The organism is Legionella maioricensis, assembly GCF_023618015.1.
Lineage (GTDB): Bacteria > Pseudomonadota > Gammaproteobacteria > Legionellales > Legionellaceae > Legionella > Legionella maioricensis.
Map to the genome: position 1 here is coordinate 285,244 of NZ_JAJKBJ010000002.1, position 13,127 is coordinate 298,370.

The following is a 13,127-nucleotide window of genomic DNA, read 5'->3' on the forward strand; positions in this document are numbered from 1 at the left end:
TTGAATTAAATCATGAAGATAGCAGTGATTATTACGTGAATAAAAAATTATTCTATGGGCTTCTTTGAACATCAGCCCAGGTTTTTACCCATGAGTAGAAGCCTGGGATTTATTAGTAAATATTGATTACTGAGTAAGAATACTCAGGCCAGTACCAGAATCCAGGCTCGGTGCTTGGTCTTCTTCTTCTCTCAGGTGTTGCATTTGAGCTCTATAACCGGTAGTTGGTTGAGGAAGGGTATTCGTTGATTCCACCGTTGCATCATGTGGATGAATTAATGGCGCAGAGGGATCTGCGAGCACCCCTTCTAAATTTTCAATAGTCTTTGGATCTATTTTTTTAATAGTAGTGGTGTTAATTGCTTGAGTTAGTGCATCCCTGAGTTCTTTTATCCCCTCTGTTAACAACTGGGTTAAAGGTTTTAAACCAAAACTATTTTTGATCATAAAACCAACTCCTTCAAGCAGGGTTGCACCTATTGCCCCTAGCAGTTTTAACGGGTTATAGCCAATGTCTCCAATTAATTCATTAGTTCGTTTCCCAATAGCTTCCAGGGCCGACCCAACTGCATATAAAGTATATCCTCCAACATATCCCAGATTACCTACCAGACGAACTGTTTCCTTGGCCAAAGAGAGCGTGCTGTGGATTAGATCTACCATTACAGCATTAGTTACAGATTGTTGAACCTCATAGACGCGACCGTGCTCGGCTAATACTTTGCCTAACATATGGGTTAATTCAGATGGACTATTACTTAGGATTAATTCCTGGTGATGTTGTTCCAGTTGATCAAGGATTAGTTCGTATTTCTGGTCTACGGATTTCGTGTCATGCTTGATCAGATAATTGATTTCTTTACGTATTTGTTGTGTGCGATGTGTTTTACTTCGATCATCAGCAAAATTAAGCTCTGATTTTTCTCGCTCATATTGAAAAGTAACTCGATAGACTTCCTTTTCAAGAGCGTCTAATTTATTCATTTGCGCCGCATTTTCTTTTACCGAATCAGGTACCAGATCTGGAAATATTTGTTGCATACTGGTACAAGGTTCCAAATAATTATAGCCTCGCGGATCCCCTACAGAAATGTCTCCTTCAAGCCCTTTGACTCCACGCACGCCCAAGCTTCGGAATAACACCGGATCCGTTTTTCGCAGCTCTTCTAATTCTTGGATCACTTCTGCTTTTTCACTGCCGCTATCAGTAGGAAAGCGGCGATCCTTCATATTATTTTCAAAGAGATAGTTAAAGGATTTAGGGTAGGCTATTTTAAACAGTTCACGCTCTAATTGATTAACAAAAAATTCTGAATTTTTAACATAAAATTCAGCATGGTCATTTAAAGTTCGTTCCGTTCTGGGTGCTGGAATTCCATCATTTAATTTGGAAACAAGGCCTGATTTCAGATAGGCCGGTCGGTTTTGGTGATGCTCAGTAAATAACTTCAAGAGCTCTCTGGGACTAGGATTTGGTGGTAAGTCCACAGAAGGTCTTTTATTACCTGTTTCATCCAGGTAAGAATCACTGAATGCTATTTGAGGCATCTTATCTTCGGCGAATTTCGTACCATTCTGGGTTAAAAATTGATGTAGGGCATACCACGCTAAGATAGGGCCACTATCCATCTCTTTACTTTTAATTTTGGTAGTATCCGAATGATTCCCATACATTGGTAACAGAGTCACGTTGGTTTTTTGGGGATTGGCAACAATGATGCGGGTCATATCTTGGGGTTTAAAATCCCGTCGTCGCTCATCTTTTTGGAGCACCGCTACATAGTTCGTTACTATCTCTGGAATTACCCTGCTTTCCTTAACGCTTTTATCCATTAGACCTGCTACAGGATCCATAAGAAACAGATTTAAATCGAGCTGCTTTAAGCGTACTAATAGTTTTTTATCTTCAGTATTCAGAGATTCAGGGTCTTGATTTTCTTTCTTCTCTAACTCATCTTTTTTGCTTTGTAATATATTAGCAATACGAATACAGGTTACTGAGCCGCGACTAAATCCGGTCATATTAATGCTGTTTTTATCATCTGATTGCGCTTTGAGCCATTTGATGATTTCTCTGGCTCCTTCTTCAGCGTTAGGTTGTACCTTACGCCCCAGCCAATCCGGACCGTTTAAATGAATACTCTTACTGACACAGCTTTTAGCAAATTGCGATACTATATTGTGGGTTTTTTCATGACTTTCCCCGGTGCCATAAGCAAACAAAGTGAAATTAGCCATATTTTTTGCCCTCTGATGTCTTGCTTATAACTTAATTCTAACAAAGATATATTAACTTTTTATTAACAGCCTTCAGATTGATGTACTGATTACGGATTTCGTCCCTCAAAGAGGCGTAATATGTACTATAATTTTGATGAAAACCAAAAATGGAGATTGATCATGTCCTCGAAGCATGAAAAGGGGAGTCCGGAGAATATTGATGTGATCCATCAACATTATATGGATATCATTAATGCCCTTCCTGATATCGTTTATTGGATTGATGTCGATTGCAATTTACTGGGGTGTAATAACAATTTCGTTTCTTTATTAGGAATACAAGAGTTACGCGATTTCAAAGGGACTCCTTATCAACAAATGACGAAATTCGGTCACTGGTCGGAAAAACGCGTCGAGTCATTTAAGCTGGACGATATGAAAGTGATTTTCTCTGGAGAGGCTCGTAATAATGTGGAGGAACTTCCAGTAGTTAATGAGCAGGGCGACACGCTGTATTTTAGATCCAATCGTGTTCCTATGTATGATGAAAATAGAAATGTAGCCGGTATGGTGGTGATTTTAACGGATGTGAGCGCCATTAAAAAATTGGAAAAACGTCTTGAGCCTGTTCCTCAGGAAAAGAGAGAAAACATCGATTTATTTAAAGACGGACGTTTGCCCAGCATCTTAATGATAGAAGATAATCTGGTGGCTCAAAATGTAGAAAAGGCTCTTTTAACTGGCTTAAATTGTCATGTTGATATAGCGGAAACTGGTGATAAAGCCTTAAAGTTATTTGATCCTGGAAAATATGATTTGGTTTTGATGGATATTGGTCTGGAGGATACTTCAGGCTATGTCGTGGCTAAACAATTGCGCAATAAGGAAAAAGATACTCTGCATCATGTCCCCATTATTGCATTGACAGGATATGAGGCTGATGTAGTTAAATATGATTGCGAACAATATTTCATGGAAGGAGCGATAACGAAACCGTTAACCAGTGAGCAAGCGGAACAGATTATTAAACATTATGTTTATCATCAGGATGTCTCTGTTGATGGGTTGAAGACGATATAAATCATTTGGGCTTATTGAATTGGTGATTGTTTCTCATTTTAAATGAATGGACAATGGTTGAATGTGACAACCTCCACCTTACTGGTAACATGGAGGTACAATTTAAACGGTATGGTTAATCTTCAAATTAGCAGTAAAATTAACGTTCAATAATGGCGGCTACACCCATGCCCCCTGCGGTGCATACGCTGAGCAATATACGGCCTTTACCTTTATTGGCCAAGATTTTAGCGGCAGAACCCACCAATCGTCCTCCGGTGGCGGCAAAAGGATGACCCAGAGCGAGACTGCCTCCTTTGACATTCATTTTTTGCGGATCAATGCTCCCTAGAGGTTGATCGCGACCTAGAGTGTTCTTGCAATAATCGGCTGACTCCCAGGCTTTCAAAGTACACAATACCTGGCCCGCAAAAGCCTCATGAATTTCATAGTAATCAAAGTCCTGTAGACTCAGTTTATTTCTTGCTAATAAACGATTCACGGCGATGGTGGGGGCCATTAACAAGCCGGCGCCGTGTACGTAATCGACCGCCGCGACTTCACAATCAACGAAATAAGCCAGCACCTCTAAGTTATTCGCCTTGGCCCACTCAGGAGAGCCTAATAACACCACTGAAGCTCCATCGGTTAAAGGGGTAGAATTCCCTGCAGTCAGACTGCCTTTATCCGAATGATCAAAGGCGGTTTTTAATCCCGCTAATTTTTGCAAGGTAGTGTCTTTGCGAGTAATCCCATCGCGCTTTAAATGACCAATGGGTACAATTAAATCATCATAGAAGCCTTCATCATAAGCTCGAGCTGCATTTTGGTGCGATTGCAGGGCTAATTCATCTTGAGCCATTCTGCTAATTTGCCATTCTTTAACCATGAGTTCGCAATGATCTCCCATTGTTAAACCGGTGCGTGGTTCACGTACCTCTGGCAAAAGCGGTTTTAACATGCTTAAGCGGAATTTCTTGAGGGCAGCAAAGCGCTCTTTAAACCCGCGCGCTTGTTTGTATTCGATTAAAAAATGAGTCAATCTTCGTTGACCTATTAAAGGAATGTCTGAATTGGTGTCAGTACCGCCGCCAATCCCTGCCGCAATTTGTTCACTGGCGATTTTTAAGGCAATAAGATTGACCGCTTCCAAACCGGTGCCGCAAGCACGCTGAATGGTTAAACCAGGTGTTTCTGGCGACAGTTCACTGCCCAATACAACTTCTCGGGCCAAATTCCAGTCAAAGGGATGATTTATCACTGCTCCTGCAATCAGATCTCCTAATAACTTCCCTTGTATTTTTGTTTTACTTATCAAATCAGCCAGTGCTGTGCCTAACAAATCCTGATTTGATTTATTCATATATTGGGTTTGCGATTTTACAAAGGGGGTGCGGGAACTGGATAGAATAGCCACTTTTTTTCCGAAGCTCATGTTAACTCCTTTAACAAATGATTTAGCTTGAATTGGGCAGTTGATTCACAGTAAATTTAACTGAGTTTCGCTTTAAGAATATATCAAAAAGAAAAATTCGCTATACTTTTCTTGCGAAAAAGAAGAACAACATTTTGTAAAATAAGGACATGCAATGTATACACTATATTCGTTTGGTACACCTAATGGTATAAAACCGACTATTATGCTGGAAGAGTTAAAGCAACCTTATACGATTAAAATAATCGATATTTCTAAGGGCGAGCAATTTGATCCTGACTTTTTAAAAATTTCTCCAAACAATAAAATACCGGTCTTGTATGATCAGGCCAATGATTTTTATTTATTTGAAAGTGTCGCGATTTTGCAATATCTGGCCGAGAAGCATGACCGGTTTTTACCTAAATCCTTAAAAGATAAATACCATATATTACAATGGTGTTATTTCCAGGCGGCCCATATAGGTCCAATGTTTGGTCAATTTGGTCATTTTCACCGTTTTACAGAAGAAAAAATTCCCTACGCAATGAAGCGATATGCTGATGAATGTTCTCGTTTAATGGGAGTAATGGAACAGCAATTGGCCCAATTTCCCTATATAGGCGGTACAGATTATACTGTGGCGGATATGGCTATATGGCCTTGGGTTTACTGTTTTCAGTTTTTTTACCAGGAGCCTATTGATCCAAAACAGTTTCCCAGTTTAATGAAATGGTATGAACATATTAGCGAGCGACCAGCGGTTAAAGCCTCTTTAGCAGCTTACGGTCGCTCTTGAGCGTCCGCAGATTATAAAAAAGCATAAACCCGCGATAGGCGGGTTTTTTATTTTCATTTGTGTTCTTTTTTTGATTATTGCGTCTTAACCTTCTAAGCTTAAGTATACGATGATGTCCTAAGCATTTTATATGTTAGATAAAAAATCTGGGCGTGAACTAATGAGCTTAAGCCACGGAATCAATAGTGAGGGTCCAAGTACTCATAAATTAGAACGTGAATTAATGAGTCGCCTCATTGATTTTTGTCACGCCGATGCTTCTGTGCGCTCTTTTAGCGAACATACATTAACTCTTCTTAATAAACACCCCCTGCTAAAAGATAAGATTACAGGAATTTGGCGCTATGATTTGGAGCAAATCAGTATTATTGCCCCTGAGCATTTAAACAGTGATATTCAAGAAGAGCTGGAAAGATCTCCTCCGCGAATAAAAAAATGGCAGTCTTTAAAAATCAGTTATGCTTCGCTTAGAACGCAGCGAATAGAAAAAATAACCAGCCGGATTGATATTTGTCTTGAAAAAGCACATAACAATTTATTTTATTTTAGTATTTGGAGTGAATTATCCAAAGAGGTTCTGAAATTATTAACGCCCTTTTTAAAGAGTTTTTTTGGGGTTTTTAATGTTTGTCTGTTGAATATATTGAATAAAAAAAGGGTAAAACTATTAAACACCATTCTTGAAAGAGCTGTTGATTCCATAGAAATCACCAATGAAGAGGCAGTGATTCAATACGTCAATCCTGCTTTCGAACGAATCACTCTTTATAAAGCCTTCGAAGCAATTAACAAAACGGTTGCTTCTTTATTACGTTCGCCCAAAGAAGATGAGCGCTTATTTGAGCATATTAAACAAGAGCTGGAAGCTGGAAACACCTGGCATGGGCGAATAAAATCCAGAAAAAAGGACGGCAGTGATTGGATTGCTCAAACAGTGATTGTGCCTGTAGTGGATGATGAGTCGGGTAAAATTACTCAACATATTGCCATAAAACAAGATATCACGGAGCAGGTGAATTATCTCAATCAATTAAAAATTAGTGAAGAACGTTATCGAAATCTGATGAATGCAGCTTCAGATGCGATTTTCATTCATGATTTAAACGGTTTATTTTTAGAAACGAATACTGCAGCCTGCAAGTCTTTAGGCTATTCTGCTGAAGAATTACGTCGCTGTCATGTTTGGGACATAGAAGTGGGAGCCTCTCCGGAAGTATTAAATCAGATGTGGCTAGACTTGCAAAATGGACCGATTAAGTTGGAAGGACGACACCGTCGAAAAGATGGAACTACATTTCCTGTGGATGTTCGTTTAGGCATATTTAATGCGACGGGAGAAAAATTAGTCTTGGCTATAGTCAGAGACATTTCTGTGCAAAAACAATCTGAAGCGACTATTAAACAATTGACTCGGGCTTTAGAGCAAAGTCCGATATTCGTGTTGATAACTGATCGAAGGGGGACAATAGAATACGCCAATGCAAAAGTTATGGAGCAAACAGGTTATTCGCCTGAAGAAATTTTGGGACAAAATCCACGTGTTTTACAATCTGGTCACACGCCACCCGAAACTTATCAGAACATGTGGAGTCATCTTATCCGTGGGGATGAATGGCGAGGTGAGTTACTAAATAAAAATAAAAAAGGAGAACTTTTTTGGGTATCGGCCATTATTTCTCCATTACGTGATGAAAACGAAATCACTCATTATTTAGCGGTAATGGAAGATATATCGCAGAAGAAAAGCTATGAGGAAATGCTCAAACATCACGCAACGTATGATAATTTAACCAATTTGCCTAATCGCCTCTATGGATACAGTCGATTAGAGCATGCAGTAGCAAAAGCACAGGTCAACAAAAAAAAATTGGCTGTTTTATTTTTGGACCTCGATGAGTTTAAGCACATCAATGATTCATTGGGACATGCAGTGGGTGACTTACTATTAAAAGCGTTATCTGAGCGCTATTTATCGATTATCAGACAGACCGACACTATTGCCCGCTTAGGGGGTGATGAGTTCATGATGATTTTAGAAAACTTAAATCATGTGGGGGATGCTGAACTGGTTGCAAAAAAATGTCTTGAAGTGTGTTTGCGGCCCTTTGTGATTGAATCCCATAAACTTTCAGTTTCTTCAAGTATTGGAATTGCCGTTTTTCCAGAGCACGGAAAAGATGCCAAAACGTTGATGCGTAATGCGGATGCCGCGATGTATCAAAGTAAGCTAAATAATAAAAATAATTGGACGGTATTCATTAGTACCATGGCTAATGTGGCTTCTAACCGGATTCGTATTAAAGCCGAATTAGACCAGGCAATGCTCCGCGATGAATTATATCTTTGTTATCAACCCATCATTGATATTAGAAATAATACTTTATTTGCTGCCGAGGCCTTACTGCGTTGGCAAAGTCCCACCTTAGGTTATGTTTTGCCTGATCAGATTATTCCTATAGCCGAAGAAACCGGTTTAATAGTGGATTTAGGGTATTGGATATTTAAAAAAGTATGCATCCAAGTTAAAGAATGGCAAATAACGACGGGTAAGAATCTAAAAGTTGCGGTAAATATTTCTACTCAGCAATTAAAACAAAACGATTTTGTTAACAAAATAAAATTAATTTTAAAAGAAACTGCTCTTTCTCCAGAGTCATTAATTTTTGAAATTACTGAATCTGCTTTTCTTGATGATTCAAAATTTATTTTATCACAATTAGATCTGCTGAATGAAATGGGGATTCATTGCTCCCTGTCTGATTTTGGTATGAATTATTCCTCTTTAAAGTCCTGGCATTCCTATCCTTTTAAGATTTTAAAAATCGACCGATCCTTTATTCAAGGGGTCAATACGAACAATAATGACTTAAGTCTGGTGAATAGTATTATTGCCATGTCACGAAATTTAAAATTAACGGTGGTGGCTGAGGGCGTAGAAACAATAGAGCAATTAAAATTAATGCGCACCATGAATTGTGATATGGTGCAGGGCTGGTATTTTTCTGAAGCATTAAGTAGTGAACAGTTTTTATTGTACTTGAATAATCAATTGAAGAACCTGTGACGAGGGAGCTTCTGAAATAGGCATGAGGCCACATTTTAGAGAACCCTCGCTTCACTCTGGATGACGTTTCTTAAGTAAATGGTAGTGAGCCTTTCTCGAACCATGAGGTTATCGACATTTACTCTTACTACGCAATAATTCGATTTATAGCTATACTCCGCAACTATTTTAATAAAAGGATATCAGTAATGTACTCTTTAGATTGGCCTCGTGTTTATGGTAAACCAGAATCTACTGCGAGTTTCAAGTTGGTGCCTGAAGATTTTCAAGTCAATGAATTTTTTGAAGGGCAGTTTAGCGGTGAAGGAGAACATATTGTTCTTAAAATTGAAAAAAGAGGATTAACTACAGAGGACGTTGTTAAATCTTTGGCTCGGGTAATTAATAAACCGGTAAAATTAATCAGTTACGCCGGTTTAAAAGACCGTCAAGCACTGACTACCCAATGGCTGAGTATTCATGCTCCCGGGGAGGAAATTGAGGGAATAAATACCTTGGAGGGCTCGGGCTGGCGAGTACTGGAATGCACACGTCATAATAAAAAACTAAGGCCAGGATTTTTAACGGGAAATCATTTTGTCATGAAATTACGAGAAGTTTCTAATGCAGATGATTTGGTGCAACGTATAGAGCAAATAAAAGTAACCGGCGTTCCTAATTATTTCGGTGAGCAGCGTTTTGGTCGCGAGGGGGGCAACTTAGTAAAAGCTGAGGAGCTTTTGGTTCAGGGGCGAAAAGTTAAAGATCGATTTTTAAAGGGCATGTACTGCTCTGCAGCGCGTTCATGGCTTTATAATTTAATTCTAGCAAAGCGAGTTAAAGAATTAACCTGGAACACTCCTCTTGTTGGTGACGTCATGCAACTTAACGGTTCAAATAGTATTTTTGTTATTGATGAAATTGAAGAGGAGATAGTCCGTCGGATTAAAGAGAAAGACATTTCTCCAGCAAGCCCTTTACCTGGAAAAGGAAAGAATATGGTAAAAGGTACTGCCTTACAGATCATTGAAACAGTTTATGCCGATTGGCTGCCGTGGTTGGCAGGTATGGAAAAACAAGGATTAGAGGAAGCCTGGCGAGCGAATATCCTTCACGTAGAACGTTTTGAATATACCCTTAAGGAGCAAATGGCTGAATTATCTTTTACTCTACCCGCAGGTTCTTATGCTACTGCTGTATTACGTGAATTAGTTCTTTATTAATCGGTATTTTAACCTAAGACTAACAGCAGGTAACGATGAGGCTAATCATGTCGATCTAACTCTGTCTATACAGCTGGGTCTCCTCTGACTAACGACACACCCTTTCCTGTGGCGCCTGTGACTCAAGAGTCTCCAAAAAAGGATGAGGAACAAGATAGGTCAGAGAGACCCCATCTTTAAAGAAAGCAGCACAGGACTACTCACTTAAATTTTTAGCATGGAAACGCAAATGATCTTCGATAAAGGTGGCAATAAAATAGTAATTATGATCGTATTTCTCATGCATGCGCAGATTTAAGGGAACATTCACTTGCATGCACGCTGCTTCAAATAAGTCAGGTTTTAATTGCTCCACGATATAAGGGTCAGCATTGCCTTGATCAATAAGAATTTCTCCATGAGGCCATGGATGATCCATTATTAAGTGACAGGCATCGTATTGTTGCCAAGTTCGTTGATTCTCACCCAAATAGCTCTGAAAGGCATTTTTTCCCCAAGAAACCTGCGTTGGCGCACAAATTGGAGCAAAAGCAGAAAGGCTGCGAAATAGTTGGTGATTTCTCAGGCCAATGGTTAATGCGCCATGACCTCCCATTGAATGGCCAAAAATACCGCAGCGTCTCTTGTCGATGGGGAAGTTTTCAGCAATGACGCGCGGCAATTCATTACTGATATAAGAATACATGCGATAATGATCGACCCAAGGCATTTCGGTGGCATCGACGTAGAAGCCTGCTGCTTCACCAATATATTCCTCTTTTGTAACACCTACCAGATTTAAGCCGCGAGGACTGGTATCCGGGACAACAATGGCCAGGCCAAGTTCTGCAGCAATGCGTTGTGCGCCTGCTTTGGTAATAAAATTTTGCTCAGAGCATGTTAATCCTGAGAGCCAGTAGAGTACGGGTACTATCTTTTGTTCAGCAGCAGGAGGAAGATAGATCGCAAAACGCATGTCACTTTGAGTTTCCTCAGACCAATGAGTGTAGACACTTTGGATGCCATCAAAACATTGATGTGCTTCGATTAATTGATAGGTCATAGTTCTGCTCCCTTTTCATAAATCCATGGTGAAGTTTTTTAAAATGTAAGTACCGTGCGTATCGACTCGCCACGCTGCATCAATTCAAAAGCGTCATTTATTTGTTCCACTGGCATTACATGGGTAATTAGGTCGTTGATATTAATACGTCCTTCCATATACCAATCCACAATTTTAGGTACGTCACTTCGTCCTCGTGCACCACCAAATGCGGACCCCTGCCAAACACGCCCGGTAACTAATTGAAAAGGACGGGTTGCAATTTCTTGGCCAGCCGGGGCGACGCCAACAATGGTGGATACGCCCCACCCTTTATGACAGGCCTCTAAAGCTTGGCGCATTAGCTGCACGTTGCCAACACACTCAAAGGTGTAATCTGCCCCACCGTGAGTTAATTCAATCAAATGAGCGACCAAGTCACCTTTTATTTCATTCGGATTAACAAAATCAGTCATCCCCATTTTATGGGCCAGTTCTTTTCGAGCAGGATTAATGTCAACACCAATAATCTGGGTTGCATTAATCATTCGGGCACCTTGAATCACATTGAGCCCAACGCCCCCTAAACCAAAGACAATCACCCGACTGCCTGCCTCTACTTTAGCCGTAAAAAGAACTGCGCCAAGGCCTGTCGTTACCCCACAACCGATATAGCATACTTTATCAAAGGGGGCGTCACTGCGGATTTTTGCCAAGGCAATTTCCGGTAAAACAGTATAATTGGCAAAGGTTGATGTGCCCATATAGTGATGAACAGTGTGGCCATTGAAATGGAAGCGGGAAGTGCCATCAGGCATCAAGCCTCGACCTTGGGTGCTGCGTATGGCCTGACACAGATTAGTTTTACGTGACAAACAATATTCACATTGGCGACATTCAGGAGTATATAGCGGAATGACATGGTCTCCGGGTTTTAAACTGGTGACTCCTTTTCCTACCTCAACTACTATTCCGGCTCCTTCATGACCCAAAATTGCGGGAAAAAGCCCTTCAGGATCTTTTCCTGAAAGAGTATAGGCATCGGTATGACAAACACCGGTGGCTTTAATTTCTACCAAGACTTCGCCGTCACGAGGTCCCTCTAAATCGACTGTTTCTATAACCAGTGGTTGGCCTACTTCAAAAGCCACGGCTGCCTTTACTTGCATTAACATATCCTTTGTTTCATATTTATCTGCTTAAAATGTGCTGATAGACATCCATGTTAAGGAAGGACCAGTTCATTGTTGATCCTTCGCTTACATGCTTTTAATAATAGCTTAGTATCTTAATCTGGCACTTTCTACATCACAACAAGATTCCGTAGTTGAATTAATGCAGTCAAAAACGGTAGCCAAAGCACGGGTAACGATGTGGAGAGGATTAAAAAGAAGAGCTGCTACTGCGGAAAGTAAAGCAATCGCTCCCATTCCTACAGAGACCACCGTTTGCGCCGCAGCAAGTTTGAATGCATCGCAGGTTTCGCTTCTTAGACCCGAGGTTGGCGCTACTAAAGCAAGAAGCAGGGCGCAAGGCGCTAACACAACAGCAACCGCTAAATTAACAATAGCTTTAATTAAAAACCCCAAAGCATTAAAAGCAAGCCAAAGAGGTTTCTCAATAGGGCGAACAGCTAAAGTGGCCATGTCACTGATGGAGCGGATAGGATCAAAATAACTTGCTTGTGGAATAGGAACAGCATCAGCATATCTTCTTCGCAAAGAAGAATATCCATCCCACTTATTGTCTATCGTTGAAAAAAAACCAGGCATTGCGTACTCCACTATGTAAATTTTGAGCATAGTAAGAAAAAGACAGTTATTTGTAAATAACAATTATTTATTTAACCAATGGAAATAACAGGAGATGCAACTCGTCATTATATTGAGTGGCATTGTTCTGCGTTTTTAAATGCAGGAATAATCGAAGAGTCAACTTTGAGCGCGTAGCTCTCTAATAAAGTTTGTCGCTAAGCGCAGACCTTCGGATAGCCTATTATGAATTTCTGGGTGCATATTTTGGTCTTGTGCTTCTAATTCATTATGTAAGTCGAGCACCAGGTCCTCAAGCAGACGAATTTTTTCTTCCTTGCCTATGTTTCTATGATAGATTTCCATAACTTCAGCATCCCTGTCCATAATCAACACCTTGGATTTTATATTCAATTAGTTAAATTATATATCAACTTGATGTTTTGTGCCGGCATGAACTTTCTGTTCTCATAGCCGTCAGTCCAGGGGTGCCGAGTTAGTCTATAATCGGGTGTTATCCTGTTTCCTAAGTCCTGCGGCTTGTCCGCAGGAGCCAATCTGGTTTCCCATTTCTGGATGCCGCGAACAAGTCGCGGC

At 40.2% G+C, this 13,127-nt stretch carries 10 protein-coding genes; 4 read left to right on the top strand and 6 right to left on the bottom strand.

Going from position 1 to position 13,127, the window contains the following annotated elements; all coding sequences use genetic code 11:
- Positions 1 to 126: 126 nt before the first annotated feature.
- A complete protein-coding gene (locus tag LOX96_RS03525; protein WP_250422317.1) occupies positions 127 to 2,238 on the bottom strand; it encodes a DUF5621 domain-containing protein in 2,112 nt (703 codons plus the stop codon).
- 162 nt (positions 2,239 to 2,400) lie between these two features.
- On the opposite strand from LOX96_RS03525, the gene LOX96_RS03530 reads away from it, so the two are divergent.
- A complete protein-coding gene (locus LOX96_RS03530) occupies positions 2,401 to 3,300 on the top strand; it encodes an ATP-binding response regulator (RefSeq protein ID WP_250422319.1) in 900 nt (299 codons plus the stop codon).
- Positions 3,301 to 3,439: 139 nt separating this feature from the next.
- Here the strand turns inward: LOX96_RS03530 and LOX96_RS03535 are convergent, their stop codons facing one another.
- Positions 3,440 to 4,714, bottom strand: a complete 1,275-nt coding sequence (locus LOX96_RS03535; RefSeq protein ID WP_250422322.1) for an acetyl-CoA C-acetyltransferase — start codon at positions 4,712 to 4,714, stop codon at positions 3,440 to 3,442.
- A gap of 154 nt (positions 4,715 to 4,868) precedes the next feature.
- On the opposite strand from LOX96_RS03535, the gene LOX96_RS03540 reads away from it, so the two are divergent.
- The 3 genes from LOX96_RS03540 (at position 4,869) to truD (ending at position 9,758) form a co-directional block, all read left to right on the top strand.
- Positions 4,869 to 5,492 carry a glutathione S-transferase family protein gene (locus LOX96_RS03540; protein ID WP_250422323.1) on the top strand — a complete coding sequence of 208 codons (624 nt, stop codon included), beginning with the start codon at positions 4,869 to 4,871 and terminating at the stop codon, positions 5,490 to 5,492.
- Positions 5,493 to 5,622: 130 nt separating this feature from the next.
- Positions 5,623 to 8,556 (top strand): sensor domain-containing protein, encoded by a 2,934-nt coding sequence (locus tag LOX96_RS03545; protein WP_250422326.1) that lies wholly within the window; start codon positions 5,623 to 5,625, stop codon positions 8,554 to 8,556.
- 188 nt (positions 8,557 to 8,744) lie between these two features.
- Positions 8,745 to 9,758: a tRNA pseudouridine(13) synthase TruD gene (gene truD, locus LOX96_RS03550; protein ID WP_250422328.1), complete on the top strand. Its 1,014-nt coding sequence runs from the start codon at positions 8,745 to 8,747 to the stop codon at positions 9,756 to 9,758.
- Between the two features lie 196 nt (positions 9,759 to 9,954).
- Here truD and fghA read toward each other — a convergent pair whose 3' ends face one another.
- The 4 genes from fghA to LOX96_RS03570 all read right to left on the bottom strand — a co-directional run bounded on the left by fghA (position 9,955) and on the right by LOX96_RS03570 (position 12,917).
- Positions 9,955 to 10,800, bottom strand: coding sequence for an S-formylglutathione hydrolase (gene fghA / locus LOX96_RS03555; protein WP_250422330.1), 846 nt, complete (start codon positions 10,798 to 10,800; stop codon positions 9,955 to 9,957).
- Positions 10,801 to 10,838: 38 nt separating this feature from the next.
- Positions 10,839 to 11,948, bottom strand: coding sequence for an S-(hydroxymethyl)glutathione dehydrogenase/class III alcohol dehydrogenase (locus tag LOX96_RS03560; RefSeq protein ID WP_250422332.1), 1,110 nt, complete (start codon positions 11,946 to 11,948; stop codon positions 10,839 to 10,841).
- Positions 11,949 to 12,059: 111 nt separating this feature from the next.
- Positions 12,060 to 12,551 (bottom strand): hypothetical protein, encoded by a 492-nt coding sequence (locus LOX96_RS03565; RefSeq protein WP_250422334.1) that lies wholly within the window; start codon positions 12,549 to 12,551, stop codon positions 12,060 to 12,062.
- A 159-nt stretch (positions 12,552 to 12,710) separates the two neighbouring features.
- A complete protein-coding gene (locus LOX96_RS03570) occupies positions 12,711 to 12,917 on the bottom strand; it encodes a hypothetical protein (protein WP_250422335.1) in 207 nt (68 codons plus the stop codon).
- Positions 12,918 to 13,127: the final 210 nt, after the last annotated feature.

Excerpts from the sequence above, each read along its gene's own strand:
- LOX96_RS03565 (WP_250422334.1), bottom strand. The coding sequence starts at position 12,551 with ATGCCTGGTTTTTTTTCAACGATAGACAATAAGTGGGATGGATATTCT.
- LOX96_RS03545 (WP_250422326.1), top strand. The coding sequence starts at position 5,623 with ATGTTAGATAAAAAATCTGGGCGTGAACTAATGAGCTTAAGCCACGGA.
- LOX96_RS03570 (WP_250422335.1), bottom strand. The coding sequence starts at position 12,917 with ATGGACAGGGATGCTGAAGTTATGGAAATCTATCATAGAAACATAGGC.
- LOX96_RS03525 (WP_250422317.1), bottom strand. The coding sequence starts at position 2,238 with ATGGCTAATTTCACTTTGTTTGCTTATGGCACCGGGGAAAGTCATGAA.
- LOX96_RS03530 (WP_250422319.1), top strand. The coding sequence starts at position 2,401 with ATGTCCTCGAAGCATGAAAAGGGGAGTCCGGAGAATATTGATGTGATC.
- LOX96_RS03535 (WP_250422322.1), bottom strand. The coding sequence starts at position 4,714 with ATGAGCTTCGGAAAAAAAGTGGCTATTCTATCCAGTTCCCGCACCCCC.
- truD (WP_250422328.1), top strand. The coding sequence starts at position 8,745 with ATGTACTCTTTAGATTGGCCTCGTGTTTATGGTAAACCAGAATCTACT.
- fghA (WP_250422330.1), bottom strand. The coding sequence starts at position 10,800 with ATGACCTATCAATTAATCGAAGCACATCAATGTTTTGATGGCATCCAA.
- LOX96_RS03560 (WP_250422332.1), bottom strand. The coding sequence starts at position 11,948 with ATGCAAGTAAAGGCAGCCGTGGCTTTTGAAGTAGGCCAACCACTGGTT.
- LOX96_RS03540 (WP_250422323.1), top strand. The coding sequence starts at position 4,869 with ATGTATACACTATATTCGTTTGGTACACCTAATGGTATAAAACCGACT.